We start from the raw sequence: 25054 nt of genomic DNA on the forward strand, positions 1-25054 counted from the left end.
ACGAACCTCGGGGGAGCCATGCGTGATCACGATTCCCGCGGCACGGACGTCGCCGCCCGGCCGCAGGGCGATCCCGTCGCGCATGCGGCCCGATCCCCCCACCCGCAGGAGCTGAGCGCCCTGCTGCAGGACATCACCGCGCGCAAGCGCGCCGAGATCCTGCTCGGCGGACACAACCGCCTGCTGGAAATGATCGCCACGGGCCAGCCCCTGGCGGCCACGCTGGATGCGCTGGTGCGCTTCATCGAGCAGCAATCCCCCGGCATGCTGGGCTCCATCCTGCTGCTCGACCGCGACGGCGTGCACGTGCGCCATGGCGCCGCCGCCAGCCTGCCGGGCGCGTTCATCGCCGCCGTGGACGGGCAGCCGATCGGGCCTGCCGCCGGCTCCTGCGGCACCGCGGCCTTCCGCAAGGAGGCCGTGATCGTCGAGGACATCGCCACCGACCCGCTGTGGGAGCGCTACCGGGCCGCGGCGCTGGGCCACGGCCTGCGCGCCTCCTGGTCCACGCCCATCTTCGACGAACAGCGGCGGGTGCTGGGCACCTTCGCGATGTACTACCCCCAGCCGGGGCGCCCCGATCCGCGCCACCTGGAGCTCATCGCCCTGGCCACGCACGTCGCGGCGATCGCCATCGTCCACGAGCGTGCCGAGCGTTCGCGCCTGGAAAGCGAGGCGCGCCTGGCGAAGGCCCAGCGCGTGGCGCGCATGGGCTTCCTGGAATGGAATCTGCAGACCCAGCAGCTCATCTGCTCCGAGGAGGTCTACGCCTTGTACGGGGTGGAGCGCGGGGCCCTGCCCACGACCCCCGAATTCGTCGCCGCGCTGGTCCATCCGGACGACATGGAACGGGTGCGCGCCAGCCTGGAGCAGGCGATCCGGCGCATCAAGCCCTATGCCATCGATCACCGCATCCGGCGCCCCGACGGCAGCGTGATCTGGGTGCATGCGCAGGCCGAACTCCAGCACGACGCGGAGCAAGGCGCGGACATCCTGCTGGGCACCATCGTGGACATCACCGAGCGCAAGGAGGCTGAATCGGCCGCCCTGCGCCAGTCGCAGCTCTACGCCGCGCTCAGCCAATGCAACCAGGCCATCGTGCAAAGCGCCGGCGAAGCCGAGCTGCTGCCGCGCATCTGCCGGGCCGCCGTGCGCTCAGGCGGCCTGAACATGGCCTGGATCGGCCTGCTGGACCCGGCCACGGGGCGCATCCGTCCGGTGGCGGCCGATGGAATCGGCACCGAGTACCTGCAGGGCATCGACATCTCGGTGGACGGCGCCCTTGCCACCGGCCGCGGCCCCACCGGCACCGCGCTGCGCGAGAACCGCCTCTACTGGTGCCAGGACTTCCAGGAAGATCCCGGCAGCGCCCCGTGGCGCGAACGCGCGCAGGCCTTCGGCTGGAGGAGTTCGGCCGTGATCCCCCTGCACCGCAAGGGGATTCCGGTGGGCACCCTGACCCTGTATTCCGACACGCCCCATGCCTTCGACGCCCAGACCCAGTCCCTGCTGGTCGCGATGGCCCGGGACCTCGACTATGCGCTGGATCATTTCGTGCTCGAGGCCGAACGCGAGCAGGCCGAGGCTGCGCTGCGCGCCAGCGAGCGCCACCTGCGCACCATCGTCGAGACCGAGCCGGAATGCGTGAAACTGCTGTCCGCCGACGGCCAGCTGCTCGAAATGAACGCCGCCGGCCTGGACATGCTGGAAGCGGACAGCGTGGAACAGCTGCGCCGGCGGCCCTTGCTCGACTACCTCGTGCCGGAGTACCGCGACGCCTTCGTCGACCTGCAAAGGCGGGTGCTGCAGGGGCAGAGCGACCGGCTCCAGTTCGAGATCGTGGGCCTGCGCGGAACACGGCGCTGGCTCGAGACCCATGCCGCGCCGATGCGCGACGCCCGGGGGCACATCGAGGCCGTGCTGGGCGTCACGCGCGACATCACCGAACAGCGGCGCAACGAGGAACGCATCCGCTACCTGGCCAATTTCGACGCCCTCACCGGACTGCCCAACCGCGCCCAGCTCGAGGACCACGTGCAGTACGCCATCCACCTGGCCAGGCGCAACAACGGCCTGCTGGCCGTGATGTTCGTGGACATCGATCGCTTCAAGGACGTCAACGACACACTGGGGCACAGTGTGGGAGACGCCGTGCTGATCGAGGTGGCCCGGCGCCTGCAGGCGCTGCTGCGCGCCGAGGACACCGTGTCGCGCCTGGGTGGCGACGAGTTCGTGCTCATGCTGCCTGGCAGCGATGCGCGCGGCGCCGCCGGCTTCGCGCAGCGCCTGCTGCAGGCCATCGCCGAGCCCTTCCCGCACAGGCACCACGAGCTGAGCCTGACCGCCTCGATCGGTGTGGCCATGTTTCCCGAGGACGGCGAGGACATGGAGACCCTCGCGCGCAAGGCGGATACCGCGATGTACCGGGCCAAGCACGAGGGCCGCAACGGCTACCGCTTCTTCACCGCGGAGATGCAGGCGCGCGCGGCACGCAGCATGCAACTGCTCAATGCGCTGCGCCAGGCACTCGACCGCGAGCAGTTGCAGGTGCACTACCAGCCCCAGCTGTCCATCGGCTCGAAGGGCCTGGTGGGCGCCGAGGCCCTGCTGCGCTGGAACCATCCCCAACTGGGCGCCGTGGCGCCGGCGGAGTTCATTCCCGTGGCGGAGGAGTCGGGGCTGATCCTGCCGATCGGCGAATGGACCCTGCGCAGCGCGATCCGGCAGCTCAGGCGCTGGATGGATGCGGGGCATCCTTCCATGGTGGTCGCGGTCAATCTCTCGGCGGTGCAGTTCCGCCACCCCAACCTGCCGGAGCTGGTCGCACGCTTGCTCGACGAACAGGGCGTCCCCGCGGATCGACTGGAACTCGAGTTGACCGAGGGCGCGGCCATGCACGACCCCTTGAAGGCCATCGAGGTGATGGACGACCTGCACCGGCGCGGAATCCGCATGTCCATCGACGACTTCGGCACCGGCTACTCGTCGCTGAACTACCTGAAGAAGTTCAAGGTCTACAAGCTCAAGATCGACCGCTCCTTCGTGCGCGACATCGGCAGCGACCAGGAGGACCGGGCCATCGTCGCGGCGATCATCAGCATGTCCAGGAACCTGGGCCTGCAGACCATTGCCGAGGGCGTCGAGACCGCCGAGCAACTGGCCTTCCTGCGCGAGCAGGGCTGCGACGAAGCGCAGGGCTACCTCTACGGCAGGCCGGTTCCGGCGGAGGAGTTCGAAGCCTTTCTCGCGCCCGGCCGCGCCTGGCCGGGCGCCGACTGAGTCCGCGGAACCGGCGCGCGGCGTTCCCGGCTCCGCCGGGCCTGGCTCAAGGCCCGTCGCCCCGGGTGTAGACCGTGAACGCGAGCAGGCCGGCCGCGGCGCCGGCAAGGGCGCCACCGCGCCGCGCCCTGCCCTATGCTGCAAGCTCCGTCCTCGTGGAGACCCGCATGAGCTCGCGTATCGCGCACCTGCAACTGCTGGCCGAGTACAACCGGTGGATGAACGAAAGGGTCTACGCGGCCGCGGCCCGCCTCGGCCCGGAGGAACTCGCGCGTGACCGGGGCGCCTTTTTCGGCTCCATCCTCGGCACCCTGAACCACCTCGTGGTCGCCGACACGCTGTGGCTGCGGCGCTTCGCGCGCCACCCGCGCCAGTGGCCGCAGATCGCGCCGGTGCTGCAGCTGCCGGTTCCGGCCTCGCTGGACGCCATCGTGTTCCCCACGCTGCCGGAACTGCGCCGGCACCGCGGCGAGCTCGACGCGTGGATCCTGGAATGGACGGGCGCCTTGCACGACGAGGACCTGGACACCGCGTTGCACTACGCCAACTCCAAGGGCCAGCCCTACTGCCGGGAATTGCACGGCCTGCTGCTCCACATGTTCAATCACCAGACCCACCACCGCGGACAGGCCACCACGCTGCTGACCCAGGCCGGCGCCGACGTCGGGGTCACCGACCTGCTCGCGCTGCTTCCCGAGCTGGGCTAGCTCCCTGCTCTCCCTCCCGCACCCTTCCCACGCCCCCATGAACCAGCGACTCGACTACGCGCGCCTCGGAGCGGACCTGTTCCAGCGCTACCTGGCCTTCAGCCAGGCCTTTCACATGGACCACGGCCTGGCGCTGCTGGTCGACATCCGGGCCTCCCAGCTCAACGGCTGTGCCTTCTGCCTGGACATGCACGTCAAGCAGGCGCGCATGCACGGCGAGCGCGAACTGCGGCTGCACCATGTCGCCGTCTGGCGCGAATCCCCGCTGTTCACGGCCAAGGAACGCGCCGCGCTGGCCTGGACGGAGGCGCTGACCCAGATCGGCCCCCATGGCCTGTCGGACGAGCTCTACGAACTCGGCCGTGCCGAGTTCACCGAGGCCGAGCTGGCCGAACTGGCCTTCCGCATCACGGCGATCAACGGCTGGAACCGCCTGAGCGTCGCCTTCCGCACCACGCCGGGCTCGAAGGACAAGGTCTACGGACTGGACAAGGCCGGTCTCGCTTGAGCGCCCCGGCGGCTTCAGAACTCCAGCTGGCGCCCAGCACGCGCAGATCGACCCGGCCGACGTGGGCGCGCAAGTCCGGCCCCAGCCCCAACGGATGTCGGCTGGTCCACGCCCTCCCGCTTTGCTGCTCGCGGATCTCGATGTGGATGTCGCTGAAGTACAGAATGGTCGCCATGCCCTGCCCCGCTCCCGCGCCGGATGTGCAACGTGCCCTCAGCCCGGAATCATTCACAGCCTCTGGGCGTGAATGTAGACTGGAACAGGCCTCAGGATGGCCTCGATCCCACAAGAATGACAACCCGATCAGCGAGAAGCCGTAGTTCAGATGCGGCCGCGGGCGACCATGCGCCTGGCTAACCCCACTCCCCCTGCCGGCCATGTCCGCGGGCGGCCGCGGCGTGCGGCGCGCCTCGAAGCGCCGCCAGCCGTTCCAGGGTCGCGGGCGCTGCGCCGCCGCTGCGTTTCATGACCCTCCACGAGGATCACCTGGCGCGCGCGTACGGCGCGCCGGCCGCCGAGGCGCTGCGTGCCGTGGCTCCGGTTCTCCGCGGGCTTTTCGAGCGCCATGGCGCGAAGCTCGACGAACAGTACCGGGCGGCGACGAGCCACGACCCCGTGCTGCGGCAGCTGACCGAGGACGAGTGGCGCTGCTTCGCCGAGCGGGACCTGCGCCACGTCCTGCTGTTGCAGAACCCGGACTGGACCTCCGAAGAGCATGAGGCGGCCGCCATGGCCATCGGCCTCGAGCACGCCCTGGTCGGCGCCGACACCTTGTGGCGCATCGAGGTGTTCAACAGCCTGCAGGAAGCCGCTGCGCGGGCGATCGGCGAAAGCCCTGCCGATGCGGCACTGCAGGAACGCGCCACCCGGGCGATCAGCAGCCGCATATTCCTGGACATGCAGTACAGGATTTCCTGCTTCCGCCGGGTCGACGACAGCATTTTCTCGGCCATCGCGAGCATCGACCAGATCGCGATCCAGACGAGCAACCTGCCCGATCTCGTGCACGGCGTGCTGGCCGCGATCGCATCGATCGAGGGCGAGGTCTGTGGACTGTTCGGACGTTCCGACGCCGACGGCGTGCTGCAGATCGAGGCCTCCATCGGCCGGCGCGCCGAGCTGTACCACGCGGCCCTCGTGGCCCCGGACGCACCCCGAAAGTCCCTCTGGGCGCCCGAGGGGGCGGCTCCCTCCCCCATCCAGCGCGCATGGGCGACGGGCACCATCGCGCTGGTTCCCTCCTGGGCAGCGGATGCGTCGCTGGGCCCGTGGCGAGAAGTCGGGCTGGGGCTTGGGTTCCGCTCCGGCGCGGCGATTCCGCTGCTGGATCGTGCCGGGCGCTCGACCGCGCTGTTCAACCTGTACAGCACCTGGCCCGGCTACTTTTCCTCGCGGCGGATCCGCTACTTTCTGTCGCACGCGCAGAAGATCCTGAGCCACGGACTCCAGCATCGCCCCCAACCGCGTGTGGTGGCGCTCGCGGAGCAGCGAAGGTACCTGGACCTGCTGCGGCGCGGACGCGTGCGCATGGTGTTCCAGCCCGTGGTCGGCCTGAAGGACGGGCGCATCGCCAAGTTCGAAGCCCTGGCGCGCCTGGACGGCGAGGACGGACGGCTCGTGACGCCCGGCGAGTTCCTCCCCACCTTCGGGGAGGAGGAACTGCTGGGCCTGTTCGAGCAGGGCATCCAGCAGGCGCTGCAGATGCGCGCCCAATTCGACGCCCAGGCACTGCCGATCCATGTCGGGCTGAACTTCCCGCCGGAGGGATTCGTCAATCCCCGCTACGAGGAGGCCCTGTTCGCCTCCATCGCGGCCAGCGGCGTCGACCCTCGCTGGCTGGTGCTCGAAATTCTCGAGCACGGCGACCTCGGGGCCAGCGACACGCGCGTGCGCGACTTCCTGACCCGCCTGCGCGACGCCGGGATCCTGATCGCGCAGGACGATCTGGGCTCGGGCCACAGCTCGCTGCTGCGCCTCGAGCAGTTCGCCTTCGATGCGGTCAAGATCGACCAGGGTCTGGTGCGCGGCGCCATGGCCGAGCCGCAACATGCCCTCGAATTCATCCTGCACCTCACCCGCCTGTCCCATGCCCGCGGGCTCCCCGTGACCGTCGAAGGACTCGAGAACCTCGGTCTCGTGGAGGCCGCCACGCTGCTCGGCGCCAACTACGGCCAGGGCTATGCCATCGCCCGGCCCATGCCGGCCTCGGAGGTCCTGCGCTGGACGCGCGACTACACGCATTCGGCCACGCCCACCGTCACCACCGCCCTGGGAGCCATGGCGGGGCACCTTCTCTGGGACCTGGAATTCAACGCCATCGAAGCCTGGCCGCAGCTGCGCGAGGCCTTCCTCGCCCTGCCTTCCTGCCTGGACCGCTTCATCGAACACAACCGGCTGCACGACAGCGCGCTCGCCCGCGCGCTCGCGCAAAACCGCGCGATCGCGATCAGCGGCGCCCACACCACCCTGTACAGGGAATCGCGCCGCAAGGTGCTGAATCTGCTGCGCGACCACTGGCGCGCCGCGGCCTGAAGCCTGGGCCGGTCCCGGAAGGTGGGCCGGAGCCGAACCTGCGTGCTGCAACGCAGACGGCTGGCAGCGGCGGAGCGATGGTTCGAAGAGCAACGCGCCATCTGGGCAGACCGGTACCACAACCTCGACAAGCTGTTGGACAAACTCCAGGGAGCAGCGCATGAAAGCTGCATTGCGATTCGACTTCGCCGCGGACAAGGACGAAAGCCGCTGCAGAAGGTCATCGACGTGGGCATGAAGGAGGGTCTGGCCTCCACCCTCGAGCGCCTCGATGAACTGCTCGATGCCCTTCGTGCATGAGCGCGAGGAGCCTGGCTACCTGGCCACCTGGCTGGCTGCGAGGCATGGAGCAGGCCTGCGAAGCCCGCGACATCCCGGCGCGCGTTTATGCTCTGTCACGAACGGGCTCGAAGTCACAAGGGCACGTTGCCACATTTGCACATCGCACCCCATGAACAGGATGGACTCCGCCCTGCTAGCGCTTTCGCATCGCCCATGAGCCAGGCACGTCCCGTCGCGCTCGTCACTGGCTCCACCTCGGGGATTGGCGCTGCGATTGCGCGGCGGCTCTCCGTGGATGGTTACGCGCTTGTCCTGCATTCGCGCCGTTCCCACGAGATCGGGTCGGCCCTCGCGCGCGAGCTCGGTTCCGCCATCTACCTTCAGGCAGATCTCGCGGACGATGCTCAGCGCATCGCCCTTGTTCGGGACGCCATCGCGGCTTGGGGTCGCCTGGACGTCTTGGTCAACAACGCGGGCATCAGCCATGTGATTCCCCATTCGGACCTGAAAGCCGCAACGCCCGAAGTCTGGCGAGAGCTCCATGAGGTCAACGTAATCGCCCCGTACCGCCTGGTCGCCGAGGCGGAGTCCGCGCTGCGCAACGCCGCTGGACGAGGGAGGCTCGGCTGTGTCGTCAACGTGAGCTCGCATGCAGGGATACGGCCCAAAGGGGCGTCGATACCGTATGCGGCGACCAAGGCGGCGCTGAACCATGTGACCCGCTTGTTGGCGCTGTCACTGGCCCCGGACATCCGTGTCAACGCCGTCGCCCCGGGGCTCGTGGACACGCCCCTCACCGCCGACTGGACTCAGGCACAGCAGCTCTGGAAGAACCGCGCCCCGCTGGGTCGCGCGGCACGCCCCGAGGACATTGCCCAGATCGTCTCGCTGCTGGTCGCATCGGACTACCTCACCGGCGAGGTCGTCCTTGCAGACGGCGGATTGAACCTGACGTAGCCAGTAGTGTCCTGTCCCGCTCAAGGACTTGCGGCGGGTGGCCCACCTGCGCTGCACATGGCCACGCGAGACGCCCTGCACGCGGTGAGGCGCGGCGCTGGTCCTCCCATCCGCCTGCGGCTGAAGAAGCCGCGACTTCTTCGTGCCGAAAACCTTGCCGGGCAGCGAGCCCGGCGGGCGGCGATCAGGCGATCAGAATCGTGCGTTGATGCCATGTGCCGAACCATGAAGAAGTCGGTTCTGAAGCATTTCTCAAGCGCCCCCTTGCGCCTTCAGACGGCAAGCTCTTGCGTCAGGTCCGGGTGACGTGCAATGAGGCGCAGCAGGCACAGCACGCCGCCAGGCGGAGCAAAACGCCCCTGCTCCCAATCACGCAAGGTTGCGACCGGTGTCGAGATGCGTTCCGCGAACGCCGCCTGCGTCAATCCCGACGCCTCTCGAGCCTTGCGCACAAGAATCTGCTCGGCAGTCGTCACGCGCCCCACCCGCGCCTTCGCCTCGTCCAGGGCCTGACGCAGATCCGGCAGTGGCTCGCCCGCGTCGGCCTCGATAGCCCTGACGATCTTGTTCACGTCCATGTCACACCACCTTTCGGATGTCCTTGGGAAGCATGTTGTCCTGCTCAGCCTTGGCGTAGACCGCCACCAGCAGCACGACCTCCTCGTCGGTCAGGTTGAAGTAGATCACGCGCACCCCGCCGGACTTGCCGCTGCCTGCGCGCTTCCAGCGCACCTTGCGGGCTCCATCCGCCCCCGGAATCACGTCGCCCGCGTCAGCATGCTCGGCGATCCATGTGATGAACTGCAGCCGATCCTCTTCGGCCCAGATGCGATCCGCCTGCTTCTGGAACGTCGGGGTTTCGATGACCGTGCGCACGACTGAATTATACGGGATTTCCGTAGTCCTGCTTCAGCCGCGTGGTCGCTATATCCCCATGCGGCACGCCTTGCCCTGCCCTCTACCGCCCTGGATACGGCGGCAGGATCATCGTGCGGTTCACCAGCACGTTGAAGGTGTCTACGAAACCGGCAGCAGCCCATTGCTCTGCTCAAGTTGGTGAGCGCAGCGCAGGCACGGACCTATTGCGGGTCACCTGGTTGAGGTTCCCGGCCAATTTGTGGGGCGAATCGTGGGATGGTTCGCCTATCCCAATGGTTGCATTGAGATTTTGGCGGAAGCGGTGAGATTCGAACTCACGGACGGTTGCCCGTCGCCGGTTTTCAAGACCGGTGCAATCGACCACTCTGCCACGCTTCCGGGGAACCCGTCATTCTATGCCGGCGGCCGCGGTTCCTCGGGCAGGAACAGCTCCAGCACCTCGTTGAGCAGTTCCCAGCCGCGCGGCGTCGCGGCGATGCGCGTGGGGCTGGACTGCAGCAGGCCCAGTTGCTCGGCGCGGCCCAGGCCGGGCTGCAGGCTCGACAGGGGCATGCCGGTGCGCTCCACGTAGCTCGCCGGATCGAAACCCTCGGCCAGGCGCAGCGCGTTGAGCAGGAACTCGAAGGGCAGCTCGCGCCGGCTCACCTCGTGCTCGGAGTCCACCGCCAGGCCCTGCGCGGCCTGGCTCATGTAGCGCTCGGGCTGGGCGTGGCGGGTCTGGCGCAGGATGCGGTGGGCGAAGGACAGCTTGGAATGCGCGCCCGCGCCGATTCCCAGGTAGTCGCCGAACTCCCAGTAGTTGCGGTTGTGGCGGCTGGCGTGGCCGGCGCGCGCGTAGGCCGAGACCTCGTAGCGCTGCAGGCCGGCCGCCGCCGCCTGCTCGGCCAGCGCCTGCTGCATGTCGGCCGCGAGGTCGGCCTCGGGCAGGCCGCGCGGCGGGCGGCGGGCGAAGGCCGTCTGCGGCTCGATGGTGAGCTGGTACAGCGACAGGTGCGGGGGCTGGAACTGCAGCGCGCGGCGCAGTTCCTCGCGCGCCTGGGCCAGGTCCTGCCCGGGCAGCGCGAACATGAGGTCGATGTTGAAACTGGGCACGACGCGCGCGGCTTCCTCGATGGCCGCGCGGGCCTGCGCGCTGTCGTGCACGCGCCCCAGGCGCTCGAGCATGGCGTCGTCGAAACTCTGCACGCCGATGGACAGGCGGTTCACCCCCGCCTGCGCGTAGGCGGCGAAGCGCTCGCGCTCGAAGGTGCCGGGGTTGGCCTCCAGCGTGATCTCGGCGTCGGCGGCCAGGCGCACGCGCGCGCGGATGCCCGCCAGCAGTTCGTCGATGGAATCCGGCGCGAACAGGCTGGGGGTGCCGCCGCCCAGGAACACGCTGAGCACGGTGCGCCCCCACACCAGCGGCAGCGCGGTCTCCAGGTCCTGCAGCAGTGCCTGCACGTAGGCGCGCTCGGGAATGGCGCCCTGGCCTTCGCGGCGCGCGTGGGAGTTGAAGTCGCAATAGGGGCACTTGCGCAGGCACCAGGGCAGGTGCACGTACAGCGCCAGCGGCGGCAGCTCGCGCAACTGCAGGGTGCCCGCGCGCATGTGGCGCGGCAGTTCGGCCGCGGCGCGCTGCAGGGAACGCTCGTGGTCCCCCGGCGCGCCCGGCGCGGCGCCCTCGGGGTGCAGCGGGATGACGGGCATCAGATCGCCTGGTGCTGGGCGCTGGGCGCCACGCCCCAGAAGGCCTCGAGCAGTTGGGCCATCTGCGCCGCGGCGCGCGCGCGGTGGCTGATGCGATTTTTTTCGGCGGGATCGAGCTGGGCCAGCGTGAGGCCGCGCTGCGGCAGCACGAACAGCGGGTCGTAGCCGAAGCCGCCGTCGCCGGCCACGGCAGCCGCCACGTGGCCGTGCAGCCAGCCGTGGGCGATCAGCGGCTCGGGGTCCTGGGCATGGCGCAGCGCCACCAGCACGCAGACGAAATGCGCGCGGCGCTCGCCCACGCCGTGCAGGCGCTGCAGCAGCAGCTCGTTGTTGCGCGCATCCTGCTCGGCGCGGGGCAGCGGGGCCTGGCCCTGCTGCGCAGCGTAGCGCGCCGACACCACGCCGGGGGCTCCGCCCAGGGCGCGCACGCACAGCCCGGAATCGTCGGCCAGCGCGGGCTTGCCGGTATGGGTGCTGGCGTGGCGCGCCTTGGCCAGCGCGTTCTCGACGAAGGTGCCGAAGGGCTCGGGGCACTCGGGCACCGAGGGGTCGAGCGGGTGCAGTTCCAGTTGCAGGCCCGACAGCAGGGCCTGGAATTCGGCTCGCTTGCCGGGGTTGCCGGTGGCCAGCACGATGTCCGCGGGATGCATGGCGGGGCTCAGGCGGCGTCGCGCAGCGCCTGGCGCTGCAACTCGTGGATGCGCCGCAGCGCGGCCTGCGCGGCGTCCACCATGGCGTCGAGCTGGGCGCGGCTGAAGGGATCGCCCTCGGCGGTGCCCTGCACTTCCACCAGGTTGCCGGCGCCGGTGCCCACCACGTTCATGTCGCAATCGCAGCGCGAGTCCTCTTCGTAGGCCAGGTCGACCAGCACGCGTCCGCCCAGCAGGCCCACGGAGACCGCGCCGACGAGTTCGCGCATGGGGTGCGCCGACACCGCGCCGGTGCGCAGCAGGCCCTCGCAGGCGTCCCAGGCGGCCACCGCGGCACCGGTGATGGCGGCGGTGCGGGTGCCGCCGTCGGCCTGCAGCACGTCGCAGTCCAGCACGATCTGGCGCTCGCCCAGCGCGGAGAAATCGAACACGCTGCGCAGGCTGCGCCCGATCAGGCGCTGGATCTCCTCGGTGCGCCCCTGCGGGCGCCCACGTTTGACCTCGCGCTCGCTGCGGGTGTGGGTGGCGCGCGGCAGCATGCCGTATTCGGCGGTCACCCAGCCCAGGCCGCTGCCGCGCCGGTGCGGAGGAACCTTCTCCTCGACGCTGGCGGTGCACAGCACGCGGGTGCGGCCGAACTCGACCAGCACCGAGCCCTCGGCGTGGCAGGTGAAGGAACGGGTGAAGCGAATCTCGCGCAGCTGGTCGGCCGTGCGTCCATCGAAACGGGAATCGGACATCTTGGAAGGGTGAAGGATTATTTCTTGGCGGCGGCGCGGCGAATGGCCTCGTTGATCTCCGCGATCGATCGCTCGATGGCGGCGTCGTCGAGGTCGTCCACCGGCAGGTCGCGCAGCTCGGCCTGGAAGGTCGAGGCGAACACGCCCGGGGCTAGATTCTGCGTGCTCACGCCCTGCGTGGTGTCGCGCTCGGTGTCGGCCTCCCATTCGATGGCCAGCGCGGTGACGTTGTCCGATTCGGACGAACGGTTGCGCAGCGCGCGCTCGACCAGCTCGGGCACCGCGTCGGACAGCGCGCGCGCGCTGAGCACGCTGACGATGGAGCTTTCGTCGATCTGGCTCCACAGTCCGTCCGAGCACAGCATGATGAGGTCGCCGGTGCGCAGGTTCTGCGGCACGCCGATCTCGATGAACGGGGCCTGCGGCGAGCCCAGGCAGGTGTAGAGCACGTTGCGGTTGGTGGTGCGCGGCATCGCGGCCTGCGCGGCCGAGGCGCCGGGAATGGTCTGCAGCAGGCGCTGCTCGGCGTGGGAGTGGTCCAGCGTGCGCGTGACCATCGCGCCCTCGCGCAGGTAGTACAGGCGTGAATCGCCCACGTGGGCCCATTGCGCCACGCCGTTCTGCAGCACGCACAGCACGATGGTGGTGCGCGGGAAGTCCTCCAGGCGCTGCTCGCTGGCGTAGCGGTGGATGTGCTCGTGCGCGGTCTGCACGGCGCGGCGCAGGAAGGCCCGCGGGTCGTCCAGCGCTGGCTGCGCCTCGCGCTGGAACATGGCCGAGACGGTCTGCAGCGCGATCTGCGCGGCCACGTCGCCGCGCGGATGCCCGCCCATGCCGTCGGCGAGGCCGAGCAGCACGCTGTCGCGCGTGAAGCAGTAGCCGACGCGATCCTCGTTGTTGGAGCGCCCGCCGCGGCGGCTGACCTGGTAGACGGAAAACCTCATGGCAATTCTCCGAGGAGCGCGCGCGCCTTCAATGCCGGCGCGCGCCGCTGCCGAAACGCGTGGCCTGGATGGCCTTGTCCACGCGCGCCTTGGTGTCGTTGACCAGCTCGTCGATCTGCATGCGCAGCTTCTCGCTCAGCGTGAGCTGGGTGTAGCGGCGCGGGTTCTCGGCGCCGAGTTCCTTCTGCAGGTTGAACACGCTCTGCGGACGCGCCAGCGGGTCCAGCGACATGCACCACTCGACGATCTCGATCAGGTTGTCGGAGTACACCCCGCGCAGCTTGGCCAGTTGCGCGCCCAGGCGGTCCTTCTCCAGGCGTTGCGTGGCCTCGTGCGGCGGGTAGCCGGTCATGCAGGCGTAGATGCAGGCGCCCACCGCGTAGATGTCGGTCCACGGGCCGAAGGAGGCGTCGCGCTTGTACATCTCCGGCGGCGCGAAGCCGGGGGTGTACATGGGGCGGAAGCGCTTGTCCTGCTGGCCGATCACCTCGCGCGCGGCGCCGAAGTCGATCAGGATGGGCTTGTCGTCGTCGGTGATGATCAGGTTGGCCGGCTTGATGTCCAGGTGCAGCATCTTGTGCTGGTGCACCACGCGCAGGCCCTGCAGGATCTCGTCGTACAGCGAGCGGATGGTCGACTCGCGGAAGATCTTCTTGCGCTTGAGGTCGCGCGCCGTGATGATGAATTCCTGCAGGGACGAACCCTCCAGGTAGTTCATCACCATGTAGACGGTTTCGTTCTCCCGGAAGAAGTTCAGCACGCCCACGACGCTGGGGTGGGAGATCTGGGCCAGCGAACGCCCTTCCTCGAAAAAGCTCTTCAGACCCAGCCGGTACAGCGCGAGCTTCTCCGGCTGCACCACCGGGACGGTCTCGCCCTGCAGGCGCTCGACCAGCGAGGCCGGCAGGTATTCCTTGATGGCCACGCGCTGGCCGTCGCCGCCCACGGCGAGGTAGACCACGCCGAATCCGCCGCTGGCGAGCTTGCGCAACACGCGGTATCCGCCGACCTGGCTGTCCGGCTCGAGCGGCGCGGGCTTGTTCTTGTTCGACATGCTGGAGCGGTTCGCGGCGGGCCGGCGCGGTGGCGGGCTGTGGAAGAATGCGCTGGAAGGAATCAAGAACCCCAGAACCCGGGAGGTCCCAGTGGGAGCCATTTATAGCATGACCGGTTACGGCGAAGCCTCGGCCGCGGTCGAGGCGCCCGGCGCCCTCAGCGTACATGTGGATTTGCGCAGCGTAAACGGCCGCTTCCTGGATATTTCTTTCCGCCTGCCCGACGAGCTGCGCGCCGCCGAGGCCGGGCTGCGCGCGCTGCTGGTGCGCGAGCTGCGCCGGGGCAAGCTGGAGTGCCGGGTGAACGTGGAAGCCAGCGCGGCGACGCTGCAGCTGCCCGAGGCGGCGGCGCTGCAGCCGCTGCTGGAAGCGCAGGCCGAGTTGCTGCGCCGCTGGCCGCAGCTGCAGCCGCTGAGCGTGGCCGAGGCCTGGCGCATGGGCGGCGGGCAGGCGGCGCCGCGCGCCGGCGCCGAGAGCCTGGCGGCGGCCGCCTCCAGCGCGGCCGCGGCGGCGCTGCGCGCGCTGCAGGCGGCGCGCGCGGCCGAGGGGGAGCGCCTGCGTGCCTTCCTGCTGGAGCGCTGCGCGCGCCTGCGCGATCTGGCGCAGCAGGCGGGCCAGGTGGCGCCCCAGGCGGTGGCGCGCATGCAGGAGCGCTTTGTCGCACGCTTCCGCGAGGCGCTGGAACTGTTGGGGGGCTCGGCCGACGCCCAGGCCTCCCACGAACGCCTGCTGCAGGAAGCGGCGAGTTTCGCGATACGCGTGGACGTGGCCGAGGAAATCGGCCGCCTGCACTCCCACCTGGACGCGCTGCAAGGCGTGGTGCACGGCGGCGGCGAGACCGGCAAGCGCCTGGATTTCCTGATCCAGGAACTCCACCGCGAGGCCAATACCCTGGGCTCCAAGTCGGCGGTGCTCGAACTCAGCGAGATCGCCGTGGACATGAAGGTGTGTATCGAGCAGATGCGCGAGCAGGTGCAGAACGTCGAGTAGGGTCGAACCCCACGCCTGCCCGGCCTGGTCCGGGCAAAAAAACCCACTCATCCCGCTGGAGACCGCGAAATGACAGGGTTTGCGAAGATCGCTACCGAGCGGCCGTCGTGAGCAAGCCGCCGTTCAGTCCGGGGTCACGAATCAAGCAGCGTCGGTGATCTCCACGATTTCACGCCTCGAACAATCACAGCCCAGTGGTCGCAATCCATACCTGCGGCCGCGCCTGATCTTTTGCAGCGCGAGCGCGTGCCGGCGTACCTCGCCTGCGGGCAGCGGCCCGCCATGCCCCATGTGAAACCGCTCGATGCCCGAGTCCACCATTTCGAGCAATTGGGCGCCGACGGCCGCGGGGTCGTCCTCGAAGGGCGGTCGGATGGCGCGTCCCGTGCGCATGACACCGCCAAGGAGAACGCCGGAGGCAACCAAGTCGCCCACCAGTGCGTCTCCGCTGGCGAGTTCTATCGAGATCGACCCCGATGTATGCCCGGGCGTGTGCTTGGCGAAACCTTCGACGCCGTAGGAGCGCAGGTCGAACGTGGCGTCATCCTGGAGCAGGATGTCGGGCGTGAACGCGAGGTAGGGCTCGCCGGGGACGCCCGAGCGCAGGAAGAGCGGCCCCCATGAATGCGCAACGCAGTAGGTCATCTCCTTGCGGCGTTCGTAGTAGTCGAGGTCATCGGCATGCGCGACGATCGGCGCGCCCGTCAGTTCGCGCAGGCGCGCCGCCGATCCGGCGTGGTCGGTATGCGCATGGGTCACCACGATCAGCTTGACGTCGCTGAATCCGCGGCCCTGATTCTTCAGTGCGCGCTCGATCTTCGCCTCGGAGCCGGGCGTGCCTGTATCGACAAGGATGCATCCGCTCGGCCCGATGATCGCGTGGCAATGAACCATTCCCAGAGGCAGGATGGGAATCGTGACGATGAGAGGCTTTTTGTGCATGGTCGTCTTTCGTGTCGGGTTGGAACCGGGCTACTTGACCAGCACGGCGGAAGGGGCGGTGGCGCTGCGCGATGGCGTGGGCAACCCCGCCACGAAGTGATCGATCGCCCGGGCCAGCAACCCAGGCGCTTCGAGCTGCGACAGGTGGCCGATGCCGGGCAGCACCTCGAGACGCGCGCCCGGGATTCGAGGCAGCAGTTCCGCGCGCAGCGTCTGCGTGGGATCGACCTGGTCGCGGTCGCCGGACAGGACGAGCACGGGCACGTGGATGGCGGCGACCTGGGCTGCGATGTCGTCGCGCATCGCGACGTTCGGCCAGGCCCACTTGGCTTGCGGCGCACCGCGCAGGCTGTCCTCGATGACCTGCTCGCGCAACTCGTCGGAGAGCCGGCTGGCCGTCAGCACGTTATCGAGCACCCAGCCGACGGATTCCCGTGACGTGTAGGCGCCCGCCATCCCCGCGCGCTGCTCGTCCGAAAGCTGCATCGGCGACGGCGGCGACGGCGCGACGAGCACGACGCCTGCAAGTCCTTCAGGCCGTCGCGATGCCAGCAGTTGCGCCGCCTTGCCGCCCATCGAGTGGCCGACGAGCACGAAACGCTTCAGGCCAAGCGATTCGATGATGCCCTGCGCGTCGTCGGCCAGATCGCCGATGCCATAGCCGCCTTCCGGCGCCTGCGACTCGCCCCAGCCGCGATGGTCGGTGGCGATCGTGCGGTAGCGATCCGCCAGCTGTCCCGTGACGAGGCGCCATGTGCGCGAAGAGCCGCCGTAGTAGTGGAGGAACACGAGCGCCAGGTCGCCCTCGCCCTGTTGGGCGACGTGGATGCGGATGCCGTTCGATGGGAGATGCATGTCGATTTCCTGCTGTGGGTGACGTCTTGGAACCGGGCCCGTCCGGCTCAGCCGCTCGAGTCCATGGATGTGATCGTAGATACCTCCCCCTGGATTGATAATCCACCTGCGACGATGATCACTCGATAATCACGCGATCGAATAACGGGAGAGTCTCTTGGACCGCTTCACCTGCATCGGCGTGTTCGTCGCCGCCGTCGACGACGGAAGCTTTGCCGCCGCCGGCCGACGGTTTGGCTTGTCTCCGGCGATGGCCGGCAAGTACGTCAATGCGCTGGAGGCGCAACTGAACGCCCGGCTGCTTCAGCGAACGACGCGCCGCCTGAGCCTGACCGACGTCGGCCAGAACTACTACCAGCGCTGCAAGCGACTGCTCGATGCCTTCGACGAAGCGAACCGGGAGGCCAGCGATTCGCAGACCATTGCCCGGGGCGTGCTGCGTGTCGCCGCGCCGGTGACCTTTGGCGCCATGCACCTGGGCAGCGTCGTTTCGCGATATCTCGAGGAAAATCCGCAGGTCAACGTCGAGGTGACGCTCGATGACCGCTACACGGACCTGTTGGCCGCCGGCATCGACGTGGCGATTCGCATCGGACGGCTTACCGACTCCAGCTTGGTGGCCCGGCGCGTTGCACCGTGTCGCATGGTTGTCTGTGCCGCGCCGGCCTATCTGGAGCGACACGGAACGCCGCGCACGATCGAGGACTTGCGCGGCGCGCAGCGGCTGGCGTTCAGTCAGGCCATCTCGGCCGGCGACTGGACACTGGTCGACCGCCGCGGCCGCCCCCACGTCATCGAGGGCCCGACGCGCATGACCGCGAACAACACGCAGATGCTGCTCGCCGCGGCCCTTGCCGGCGCAGGCATCGCCTACGGGCCGACCTTCGTGTTCGGCGAGCGCATCGCGCAGGCAGACCTCGTCGAAGTGCTTCCTGCATATCGGCCGTCCGAGCTGACGATCCAGGCGGTCTACCCGAGTGCTCGCCACGTGCCGCTCAAGGTACGGCTGCTGGTGGAACGGCTGGCCAGCATGTTCGGGGACGAACCGTCCTGGGATCGGTTCAGGCGGGGATCATGAGCCTGTGATCAGCGGGTATCCGATGCCGGGTTCGAAAGCGGCCGCCCTTTGTCCGGCGCGCACTCCTCATACACGAAGCCAGCCTACTGATCGGCTGTCCACGACTTGCTCCATCTCGAGGTTCGTGCTCGCCGTGGCGCTCACCCCCACTTCATCTCGCCCTTGACCACCTTGGCGCCCAGCTGCAATGCCACCGGCAGGCCCGCGTTCGGGTAGCGCCGTGTCATCGCGGCGATCAAGGCGGTGCTGTCGGCGGCTTGGGCCGCTTCCTGCTCGAAGGCCAACAGGTAGTCCCGCGTGTAGGTCACTGCGGCCAGGCCCAGCGGCGCGTTTTCTGCCATGTGGCCGGGCACCACCACGGCCGGCTTGCGGGCCGCGAGCGTTTCCAGGTCCTTGATCCAGCTGGCGCGCGACGCGGTGGTGGCGGTGTCGGCTGTCCACACATGCAGGCCGGAGAACACCATCACGCCACCGAATGCGGCCTGCAGCGACGGCACCCAGACGTAGCGGCGGTCGGCCGAGCCCGCGGGCGCGACGATGTCGACGGCGTGGCCTTCCAGGCTCAGCGACTGACCGTCGAAGGCCTCGGGCATCACGATGTCGGCCAGCGACTGCGGGCCGTTCTCCTTCAACTGCGGGCCCCAGATCGCGAGCTTCTTCTCGACGCTGGCCTTGATCGCGGCGATGGTGGCCGAGGCGGCAACGACCTTGGCGGACGGGAAGGCGGCCTTGATCGGGCCGAGGCTGAAGTAGTAGTCGGGGTCGCTCTTGCTGATGTAGATGGTGGTGAGCGTCTTGCCCGAGGCCTTGATGGCCTCGGCAACCGCGCGCCCGTCGGGCAGGCTGAACCCGCCGTCGATCAGGATCGCCTCCTTGGCACCGGACAGCAACACCGGCGCCCGGTAGAAGCCGTGCTCGCCGGCCGGGAAGTGTTTCCACTCCAGCGGCGAGGCGGCCTGTGCGCCCAGGCTGACACCGCCCAGCGCGGCGGTCGTGCCGGCGGCTGCGGCGGTCTGGATGAAGTCCCTGCGGGTCATCATGGTCTTCCTTGTCGGGTCGTGGCAGGTGGAGGGAAAGCGAGTCAGGGGCGCACGATCGCCCTGCTACGCAGCGGCGAATTGGTCGAGGAATGCTTGCGGATCGGAAGAGGCGGTGCTGGCCTGCAGCAGGTGTCGTCGACCGTTCCGTTCGACGATGAAGCTCGGCACACCGCGCGCATCGAAGGCCTGCAACAAGGCTCGCGCCTCGGCGACGCGTGCGTCGTTGGCCATGCGCAGTGCCGCATCCGGCCGGTGCAGGCGGGCACCCGGCTCGGCGAGGCCCTTCTCGACCGAAAACAGCCCGCTGGGCAGCAGGCGCAGGTCGATGTCGGCCGAGGCTGCCGCCGACACGGTGCCGCTGGCCCCGTAGCACCAGCCGCAGAGCGGGTCGAACACGTAGTACAGGGTCTTGCGCATCAGCGATTCCGGTCGTCGTTCAGTGCTGCCATCGTAGGAAGGCAAGATTGAAAGATAAATGCCGATGATGTAGAAACTCTGTATGGCAAAAGCAAACAATGAGTCAGGGCCGGGTCTTGGCGATTTCGCCAACCTCAAACGCCTGGCCTACTTCGCCGCGGTGATCGAAGCGGGGACGTTCACGGCCGCTGCGGATCGCCTGGGCATCACCAAGGCCGTGGTGAGCCAGCAGGTGGCCCGGCTGGAACGGGATTTCCAGACGACGCTGTTGACGCGCAGCACGCGCTCGGTGCTTCCGACCGAGGCCGGCAAGGCGTTCTACCAGCGCTGCGCCTCGATCCTGCGCGAGGCCGGCGAGGCCTTCGACGAACTGGCGGACGTTGCCGGCGAGCCATCGGGCACGCTGCGGCTGACTGCGCCAATCGACTACGGGATCATTGCCGTGGTGCCGGCCATCGCGGAATTCATCCGGCGATATCCGAAGTGCAAGGTGGAGGCGGCATTCACGGACCAATCCCTCGACCTGATGTCGGGACAGGTCGAATTGGCGCTGAGAGTCGGATGGTTGACCGAGCTTCATGTGCAGGCGCGCCAGATCGGGACGTTCCGGCAAGTGCTGGTCGCCGCGCCCGGCTGGCGTCGACAGGTGCGGCGCCTGGCGGGCCCGGAAGAACTCGGCGATCTGCCGTTCGTGGCCAACACCGCGTTGCGCCATCCGGCGCAATGGCAATTCGCGCGCGGCGATTCGGAGCAGCGCGAGGTGAACTTCCACCCGGCCATCTTCCTGGACGCCACCCTGGCGGTTCGCGAGGCCGTTTGCCAAGGTACAGGCTTGTCCGTGCTGCCGGACTACGCCGCCGCGGACGACCTCGCTTCGGGCCGGCTCATCGAGGTCCTGCCCGATTGGACCCTCCCATCCGGCGGCATTCACGCCGTATTTCCCGCAGCGCGTTTCCGCACTGCCAAGGTTCGTTCCTTCGTGGAGTTGATGGCCTCGCGATCGCCAAACAGCACCCGCCGCCGGCTCCGTGGACCCGGCTGATAGACTCTCGCGCACCGCGCGGCAGGGTTCGCGTGCCTGAATCAGACTCCGAACGATGGATTTTCCCGGGAACCTGTTCGTCGTGGCCGCGCCCAGCGGGGCCGGCAAATCCAGCCTGGTGGGCGAATTGCTCTCGCGCGATCCGGGATTGCGCCTGTCGGTGTCCACCACGACGCGGGCGCCGCGCGGCCAGGAGGAAGACGGCCGCGAGTACTGTTTCGTCAGCCGCTCGGAATTCGAGCGTCGCGTGCGCGACGGCGAATTCCTGGAATGGGCGGAGGTGCACGGCAACCTGTACGGCACCTCGCGCGCCTGGCTGGAGCACCGCATGGCCGAGGGCGTGGACGTGCTGCTGGAAATCGACTGGCAAGGCGCTTCGCAGGTGCGGCGACATTTCTCGAATTCCGTCGGCATCTTCATCCTGCCGCCTTCCTACGAGGAACTGGAGGCCCGGCTGCGCCGGCGCGGGGAGGACAGCGACGCCTCCATCGTGCGGCGCCTGGCCGAGGCCCGGGTGGAAATCGCCCAGGCTCCGAACTTCGACTTTATAATCGTCAATAGACATTTTCACGAGGCGCTGCGCGAGCTGGAGTCGATCGTGGTCTCGCAGCGCCTGCGGCTCGCGGCCCAACGCCGCGTGCACCCGGAGGTCTTCGAGGCACTCGGCATCGATGCGGCGGCCCCGGCGCAACGCAACTGAAGGAACCACCATGGCCCGTATCACCGTCGAAGATTGCCTGGAGAAGGTGCCCAACCGCTTCCAGCTCGTGCTTGCCGCGACCTATCGCGCACGCATGCTGGCGCAAGGTCACTCTCCGAAGATCGAGACCCGCGACAAGCCGGTGGTGACCGCGCTGCGTGAGATCGCCGCCGGTCAGGTCGGCCTGGAAATGCTCAAGCGCGTACCGGCCTGAGTCTTGCCGCGCCCGGCCGCAGCGCCCGGGCGCGGGCGGCTTTTCCCGGGGCGGCCCGGCACGTTCCCGACCTGCCCAGCTCCATGCAAAGCCGCCCCACTCCCTCGGGATCCACCCCCACCGCACGCAAGCGGCCCGCGGTTCACCGCCGGCCGCAGCAACGCGCTGCGCAGGCCGCGCTGGCCGAGGGCGTGGCGCCCGCGACACCGGAGCGCGCGGCGGCGGTCAGCCTGGCCGGGCTGCTCGAGCGCCTGTCCGGTTACCTGCCCGAAGCCGACCTGCAACTGATCCGCGGGGCCTATCGCTTCGCCGACGCCGCGCACCTGGGCCAGTACCGCGCCAGCGGCGAACCCTATATCTCCCACCCGGTGGCGGTGGCGGAGATCTGCGCCGAGTGGAAGCTCGACACCCAGGCGCTGATGGCGGCGCTGCTGCACGACACCGCCGAGGACAAGGGCATCACCCAGGCCGAACTGGTCGAGCATTTCGGCTCGACGGTGGCGATGCTGGTGGACGGCCTGACCAAGCTGGACAAGATCCAGTTCTCCAACCGCGAGGAAAACCAGGCCGAGAGCTTCCGCAAGATGCTGCTGGCGATGGCGCGGGACATCCGGGTCATCCTGGTCAAGCTGGCCGACCGCCTGCACAACATGCGCACCCTGGGCGCGATGATCCCGGAAAAGCGCCGTCGCATCGCCGACGAGACCATGGACATCTACGCGCCCATCGCCTACCGGCTGGGGCTCAACCAGGTCTACCGCGAACTGCAGGACCTGGGTTTCCAGCACAGCCACCCGATGCGCTACGCGGTGCTCAGCGAGGCCGTGCGCGTGGCCCGGGGCAACCGCCGCGACCTGGTGGACCGCATCCTGGCGGCCACCACCAAGTCGCTGGGCGACGCGGGCATCCAGGCGCAGTTGTACGGGCGCGAGAAGACCCTGTACTCGATCTACCGCAAGATGCAGCGCAAGCACCGTTCCTTCGCCCATGTGCAGGACGTGTTCGGCTTTCGCGTGATCGTGCCGGAGGTGCTGGACTGCTACCGCGCCCTGGGCGTGCTGCACGCCCAGTACAAGCCGATGCCGGGCAAGTTCGAGGACTTCATCGCCATCCCGAAGCTCAACGGCTACCAGTCGCTGCACACCACGCTGATCGGCCCGACCGGGGTGCCGGTGGAGTTCCAGATCCGCACCGAGGCCATGCACCGCGTGGCGGAAAGCGGCGTGGCCGCGCACTGGCTGTACAAGGCCGGGGAAAGCGCCGACGCGATCGCGCAGGTCACCACCGCCGCCTGGCTGCAGTCGCTGCTGGACATCCAGAACGAGAACCGCGACGCCGCGGAGTTCATCGAGACCGTGAAGGTCGACCTGGCGCCCGACGCGGTGTACGTGTTCACGCCCAAGTCGCGCATCCTGGCCCTGCCCCGCGGCGCCACTCCGGTGGACTTCGCCTATGCCGTGCACACGGACCTGGGCAATCAGACGGTGGCGGCCAAGGTCAACGGTGAACTGGTGCCGCTGCGCACCGAACTGCTCAGCGGAGACGTGATCGAAATCGTCACCGCGCCGCATTCGCGCCCCAACCCGAACTGGCTGAGTTTCGTGCGTACCGGGCGCGCGCGCTCGAAGATCCGCCACGAACTCAAGGTCTCGCAGCAGGCCGAGTCGCAGGCCCTGGGCCGGCGCCTGCTGGTGCGCGCGCTGCAGCAGCTCGAGCTGCGCCTGGAGGACCTGGACAGCACGCAGTGGAGCCGGCTGCTTCACTGGAGCGGCAACAAGACCCAGGAAGAACTGTACGCCGACATCGGGCTGGGCAAGCGCGTGGCCGAGATCGTGTCCAAGCGGGTGCAGATGCAGCGCGCGGCGCTGGACCAGCGCTCGCTCGAGGAGCCGGCCGCGCCCGGTTCGGAAGCGGCCGCGCGCGGCTCGCTGCAACTCGACGGCAGCGAAGGCGCCTCGGTGCATTACGCCGACTGCTGCCACCCGATCCCCGGCGACGCGGTGCTGGGCTACCTGGGCAAGGGCGAAGGCCTCACCGTGCACCAGCAGGACTGTCCGCAGGCGCGGCGTCTGTTCGTGAAGCACCCGCGCAGCTGGATCGACCTGAGCTGGTCGCCCTCGGTGAGCGGGCTGTACCAGGTCGGCATGTCGGTGGTGGTCACCAACGGCAAGGGCGTGCTGGCCAAGCTGGCCTCCGCCATCAGCGAACACGACGCCGACATCATCCACGTGCGCATGGACGACGACGCCGGCCAGCCCACGATCGAGCTGCGTTTCATTCTCGCGGTACGCGACCGCAAGCACCTGGCCGACGTGCTGCGCGCGGTGCGCGCGCACAAGTTCGTCTCTCGCGCCGCGCGCATCAAGCCGCGCGCCTGAGGCCGGGCCTGCTCAGGGCCGGGGCTCGGGGTAGCGCACTTCCAGCACCTCGAGCCTGCGCACTCCGCCCGGCGTGGGCAGGGTCACGACGTCGCCCACGGTGGACTTGAGCAGCGCGCGCGCCACCGGGGAGATCCAGCTGATGCGCCCGTGCTCGGGCTCGACCTCGTCGATGCCCACGATGGTCACTTCGCGCTCGGTTCCGTCGGCCTCGGCATAGCTCACCGTGGCGCCGAAGTACACCCTTTCGTTGCCGAACTGGGCGCTGGGGTCGACCACCTCGGCCTTGTCCAGGCGCTTGCCCAGGAAGCGGATGCGGCGGTCGATCTCGCGCAGGCGCTTCTTGCCGTAGAGGTAGTCCCCGTTCTCGGAGCGGTCGCCGTTGGAGGCGGCCCAGGAGACGACCTCGACCACCTTGGGGCGCTCGACGTCGAGCAGCTCGCGCAGCTCGTCGCGCAGCCTGGCATAGCCGGCCGGGGTGATGTAGTTACGCGTTCCGGCAGGCAACTCGGGCAGGCGCGCGCCCTCCTCGTCGTCGTCGTCGTCGGACTCGCGTTCGGAAACGAATGCCTTGCTCATGCGTGCACCGGGAATAAAAAAACGCCCGCTTGCGGGCGTTGGTTCGGCGCGCCGCTTCCGGGATCTTCCGGCAGCGGCGCGCCCCAGGCTCGTAGCCTCGGGAAGCCCGAGATTTACTTGACCTGTTCGACAGCCACCACCTTCTTGGCGCCGTGGTCGAAGGCCGACAGGGTGATGGTCGGATCGGCCAGGTTGCCGTTCTTCTCGAAGTGGATGTCCTTCTTGGTCACGCCGCTGTAGTCGATCTTCTGAACGAACTTCAGGTACTTCGCCGGCTCCACCGAACCAGCCTTCTCCATCGCCTTGGCCAGCACCATGGTCGCGTCGTAGGAGTACGGCGAGTAGATCTGGAAGGCCGCCGCGCCGAACTCGGCGTCGTAACGCTTCTTCCACGCTTCGCCACCCGGCATCTGCGCGATCGGCGAGCCGCCTTCCGCGCAGATCGTGATGTCGGCCGCGTCGCCGGCCAGCTTGGCCAGCTCGGGCGCGCAAATGCCGTCGCCGCCCATGAAGTGCGCCTTGATGCCCAGCTGCTGGATCTGGCGCAGCATCGGGCCGGCCTGGCTGTACATGCCGCCGTAGAAAATCACGTCCGGCTTG

The 25054-nt window shown here is 68.8% G+C and carries 25 protein-coding genes and 1 tRNA gene; 12 read left to right on the forward strand and 14 right to left on the reverse strand.

Annotation, left to right across the window (positions count from 1 at the left end):
* The first annotated feature begins 18 nt into the window (after positions 1–18).
* The 6 genes from D466_RS21060 (at position 19) to D466_RS0107905 (ending at position 8265) form a co-directional block, all read left to right on the forward strand.
* A complete protein-coding gene (locus D466_RS21060; protein WP_018913172.1) occupies positions 19–3279 on the forward strand; it encodes an EAL domain-containing protein in 3261 nt (1086 codons plus the stop codon).
* Between the two features lie 167 nt (positions 3280–3446).
* Positions 3447–3986, forward strand: a complete 540-nt coding sequence (locus D466_RS0107890) for a DinB family protein (protein ID WP_018913173.1) — start codon at positions 3447–3449, stop codon at positions 3984–3986.
* 37 nt (positions 3987–4023) lie between these two features.
* A complete protein-coding gene (locus D466_RS0107895; protein ID WP_018913174.1) occupies positions 4024–4494 on the forward strand; it encodes a carboxymuconolactone decarboxylase family protein in 471 nt (156 codons plus the stop codon).
* Positions 4495–4959: 465 nt separating this feature from the next.
* The gene (locus D466_RS21065) at positions 4960–7026 is read left to right on the forward strand and encodes an EAL domain-containing protein (RefSeq protein ID WP_018913175.1); all 2067 of its coding nucleotides are present in this window, start codon (positions 4960–4962) and stop codon (positions 7024–7026) included.
* A 42-nt stretch (positions 7027–7068) separates the two neighbouring features.
* A complete protein-coding gene (locus D466_RS24735) occupies positions 7069–7326 on the forward strand; it encodes a hypothetical protein (protein WP_231385676.1) in 258 nt (85 codons plus the stop codon).
* Positions 7327–7521: 195 nt separating this feature from the next.
* On the forward strand, positions 7522–8265 hold the full coding sequence (locus tag D466_RS0107905) for an SDR family NAD(P)-dependent oxidoreductase (RefSeq protein WP_018913176.1): 744 nt from the start codon (positions 7522–7524) through the stop codon (positions 8263–8265).
* A gap of 272 nt (positions 8266–8537) precedes the next feature.
* Here the strand turns inward: D466_RS0107905 and D466_RS0107910 are convergent, their stop codons facing one another.
* From D466_RS0107910 to D466_RS0107945, 8 genes are all read right to left on the reverse strand, one after another.
* A complete protein-coding gene (locus tag D466_RS0107910; protein WP_018913177.1) occupies positions 8538–8843 on the reverse strand; it encodes a DNA-binding transcriptional regulator in 306 nt (101 codons plus the stop codon).
* Between the two features lies 1 nt (position 8844).
* On the reverse strand, positions 8845–9141 hold the full coding sequence (locus tag D466_RS0107915) for a DNA-binding protein (RefSeq protein WP_018913178.1): 297 nt from the start codon (positions 9139–9141) through the stop codon (positions 8845–8847).
* Between the two features lie 293 nt (positions 9142–9434).
* Positions 9435–9522 (reverse strand) — tRNA-Ser (locus tag D466_RS0107920).
* Positions 9523–9537: 15 nt separating this feature from the next.
* Entirely contained in the window at positions 9538–10830 is a 1293-nt protein-coding gene (gene hemW, locus D466_RS0107925; protein ID WP_018913179.1) for a radical SAM family heme chaperone HemW, read from the reverse strand.
* Positions 10830–11480: an RdgB/HAM1 family non-canonical purine NTP pyrophosphatase gene (gene rdgB / locus D466_RS0107930; protein WP_018913180.1), complete on the reverse strand. Its 651-nt coding sequence runs from the start codon at positions 11478–11480 to the stop codon at positions 10830–10832. Before rdgB ends, hemW begins: the two co-directional genes overlap by 1 nt.
* Positions 11481–11488: 8 nt before the next feature.
* Positions 11489–12220 (reverse strand): ribonuclease PH, encoded by a 732-nt coding sequence (gene rph / locus D466_RS0107935; protein WP_018913181.1) that lies wholly within the window; start codon positions 12218–12220, stop codon positions 11489–11491.
* A 17-nt stretch (positions 12221–12237) separates the two neighbouring features.
* Positions 12238–13164, reverse strand: a complete 927-nt coding sequence (locus D466_RS0107940; RefSeq protein WP_018913182.1) for a PP2C family serine/threonine-protein phosphatase — start codon at positions 13162–13164, stop codon at positions 12238–12240.
* 28 nt (positions 13165–13192) lie between these two features.
* The gene (locus tag D466_RS0107945) at positions 13193–14218 is read right to left on the reverse strand and encodes a serine/threonine-protein kinase (RefSeq protein WP_018913183.1); all 1026 of its coding nucleotides are present in this window, start codon (positions 14216–14218) and stop codon (positions 13193–13195) included.
* Positions 14219–14327: 109 nt separating this feature from the next.
* On the opposite strand from D466_RS0107945, the gene D466_RS0107950 reads away from it, so the two are divergent.
* Positions 14328–15209 carry a YicC/YloC family endoribonuclease gene (locus tag D466_RS0107950; protein WP_018913184.1) on the forward strand — a complete coding sequence of 294 codons (882 nt, stop codon included), beginning with the start codon at positions 14328–14330 and terminating at the stop codon, positions 15207–15209.
* A 141-nt stretch (positions 15210–15350) separates the two neighbouring features.
* Here the strand turns inward: D466_RS0107950 and D466_RS0107955 are convergent, their stop codons facing one another.
* Entirely contained in the window at positions 15351–16151 is an 801-nt protein-coding gene (locus D466_RS0107955) for an MBL fold metallo-hydrolase (protein WP_018913185.1), read from the reverse strand.
* A gap of 30 nt (positions 16152–16181) precedes the next feature.
* A complete protein-coding gene (locus tag D466_RS0107960; protein WP_018913186.1) occupies positions 16182–17006 on the reverse strand; it encodes an alpha/beta fold hydrolase in 825 nt (274 codons plus the stop codon).
* Positions 17007–17163: 157 nt separating this feature from the next.
* On the opposite strand from D466_RS0107960, the gene D466_RS0107965 reads away from it, so the two are divergent.
* Positions 17164–18084, forward strand: coding sequence for a LysR family transcriptional regulator (locus D466_RS0107965; RefSeq protein WP_018913187.1), 921 nt, complete (start codon positions 17164–17166; stop codon positions 18082–18084).
* Positions 18085–18224: 140 nt separating this feature from the next.
* On the opposite strand, the gene D466_RS0107970 is transcribed toward D466_RS0107965, so the two are convergent.
* A complete protein-coding gene (locus D466_RS0107970; protein WP_026285023.1) occupies positions 18225–19124 on the reverse strand; it encodes an MBL fold metallo-hydrolase in 900 nt (299 codons plus the stop codon).
* 63 nt (positions 19125–19187) lie between these two features.
* Positions 19188–19541 (reverse strand): hypothetical protein, encoded by a 354-nt coding sequence (locus tag D466_RS0107975; RefSeq protein WP_018913189.1) that lies wholly within the window; start codon positions 19539–19541, stop codon positions 19188–19190.
* Positions 19542–19623: 82 nt separating this feature from the next.
* Here D466_RS0107975 and D466_RS0107980 point away from each other — a divergent pair, with 82 nt between their 5' ends.
* The 4 genes from D466_RS0107980 to D466_RS0107995 all read left to right on the forward strand — a co-directional run bounded on the left by D466_RS0107980 (position 19624) and on the right by D466_RS0107995 (position 23875).
* Positions 19624–20583 carry a LysR family transcriptional regulator gene (locus D466_RS0107980; RefSeq protein ID WP_018913190.1) on the forward strand — a complete coding sequence of 320 codons (960 nt, stop codon included), beginning with the start codon at positions 19624–19626 and terminating at the stop codon, positions 20581–20583.
* A 55-nt stretch (positions 20584–20638) separates the two neighbouring features.
* Positions 20639–21283 (forward strand): guanylate kinase, encoded by a 645-nt coding sequence (gene gmk / locus D466_RS0107985; protein WP_018913191.1) that lies wholly within the window; start codon positions 20639–20641, stop codon positions 21281–21283.
* Positions 21284–21293: 10 nt separating this feature from the next.
* Positions 21294–21497, forward strand: coding sequence for a DNA-directed RNA polymerase subunit omega (rpoZ, locus tag D466_RS0107990; protein ID WP_018913192.1), 204 nt, complete (start codon positions 21294–21296; stop codon positions 21495–21497).
* Between the two features lie 83 nt (positions 21498–21580).
* Positions 21581–23875, forward strand: coding sequence for a bifunctional (p)ppGpp synthetase/guanosine-3',5'-bis(diphosphate) 3'-pyrophosphohydrolase (locus tag D466_RS0107995; RefSeq protein WP_018913193.1), 2295 nt, complete (start codon positions 21581–21583; stop codon positions 23873–23875).
* Positions 23876–23887: 12 nt separating this feature from the next.
* On the opposite strand, the gene greB is transcribed toward D466_RS0107995, so the two are convergent.
* Complete coding sequence (greB, locus tag D466_RS0108000) at positions 23888–24454, reverse strand: transcription elongation factor GreB (protein WP_018913194.1); 567 nt, start codon at positions 24452–24454, stop codon at positions 23888–23890.
* A 113-nt stretch (positions 24455–24567) separates the two neighbouring features.
* Positions 24568–25054: branched-chain amino acid ABC transporter substrate-binding protein (locus D466_RS0108005; RefSeq protein ID WP_018913195.1), on the reverse strand; the 487-nt coding region annotated here is incomplete at its 5' end.

The organism is Thiomonas sp. FB-6, from assembly GCF_000377645.1.
In the GTDB taxonomy this organism is placed as follows: Bacteria; Pseudomonadota; Gammaproteobacteria; order Burkholderiales; family Burkholderiaceae_C; genus Thiomonas_A.

Coding starts and splice junctions, on each gene's coding strand:
- D466_RS21060 (WP_018913172.1), top strand. CDS start 19: ATGCGTGATCACGATTCCCGCGGCACGGACGTCGCCGCCCGGCCGCAG.
- D466_RS0107890 (WP_018913173.1), top strand. CDS start 3,447: ATGAGCTCGCGTATCGCGCACCTGCAACTGCTGGCCGAGTACAACCGG.
- D466_RS0107895 (WP_018913174.1), top strand. CDS start 4,024: ATGAACCAGCGACTCGACTACGCGCGCCTCGGAGCGGACCTGTTCCAG.
- D466_RS21065 (WP_018913175.1), top strand. CDS start 4,960: ATGACCCTCCACGAGGATCACCTGGCGCGCGCGTACGGCGCGCCGGCC.
- D466_RS0107905 (WP_018913176.1), top strand. CDS start 7,522: ATGAGCCAGGCACGTCCCGTCGCGCTCGTCACTGGCTCCACCTCGGGG.
- D466_RS0107910 (WP_018913177.1), bottom strand. CDS start 8,843: ATGGACGTGAACAAGATCGTCAGGGCTATCGAGGCCGACGCGGGCGAG.
- hemW (WP_018913179.1), bottom strand. CDS start 10,830: ATGCCCGTCATCCCGCTGCACCCCGAGGGCGCCGCGCCGGGCGCGCCG.
- rdgB (WP_018913180.1), bottom strand. CDS start 11,480: ATGCATCCCGCGGACATCGTGCTGGCCACCGGCAACCCCGGCAAGCGA.
- rph (WP_018913181.1), bottom strand. CDS start 12,220: ATGTCCGATTCCCGTTTCGATGGACGCACGGCCGACCAGCTGCGCGAG.
- D466_RS0107940 (WP_018913182.1), bottom strand. CDS start 13,164: ATGAGGTTTTCCGTCTACCAGGTCAGCCGCCGCGGCGGGCGCTCCAAC.
- D466_RS0107945 (WP_018913183.1), bottom strand. CDS start 14,218: ATGTCGAACAAGAACAAGCCCGCGCCGCTCGAGCCGGACAGCCAGGTC.
- D466_RS0107950 (WP_018913184.1), top strand. CDS start 14,328: ATGACCGGTTACGGCGAAGCCTCGGCCGCGGTCGAGGCGCCCGGCGCC.
- D466_RS0107955 (WP_018913185.1), bottom strand. CDS start 16,151: ATGCACAAAAAGCCTCTCATCGTCACGATTCCCATCCTGCCTCTGGGA.
- D466_RS0107960 (WP_018913186.1), bottom strand. CDS start 17,006: ATGCATCTCCCATCGAACGGCATCCGCATCCACGTCGCCCAACAGGGC.
- D466_RS0107970 (WP_026285023.1), bottom strand. CDS start 19,124: ATGATGACCCGCAGGGACTTCATCCAGACCGCCGCAGCCGCCGGCACG.
- D466_RS0107975 (WP_018913189.1), bottom strand. CDS start 19,541: ATGCGCAAGACCCTGTACTACGTGTTCGACCCGCTCTGCGGCTGGTGC.
- D466_RS0107980 (WP_018913190.1), top strand. CDS start 19,624: ATGGCAAAAGCAAACAATGAGTCAGGGCCGGGTCTTGGCGATTTCGCC.
- gmk (WP_018913191.1), top strand. CDS start 20,639: ATGGATTTTCCCGGGAACCTGTTCGTCGTGGCCGCGCCCAGCGGGGCC.
- rpoZ (WP_018913192.1), top strand. CDS start 21,294: ATGGCCCGTATCACCGTCGAAGATTGCCTGGAGAAGGTGCCCAACCGC.
- D466_RS0107995 (WP_018913193.1), top strand. CDS start 21,581: ATGCAAAGCCGCCCCACTCCCTCGGGATCCACCCCCACCGCACGCAAG.
- greB (WP_018913194.1), bottom strand. CDS start 24,454: ATGAGCAAGGCATTCGTTTCCGAACGCGAGTCCGACGACGACGACGAC.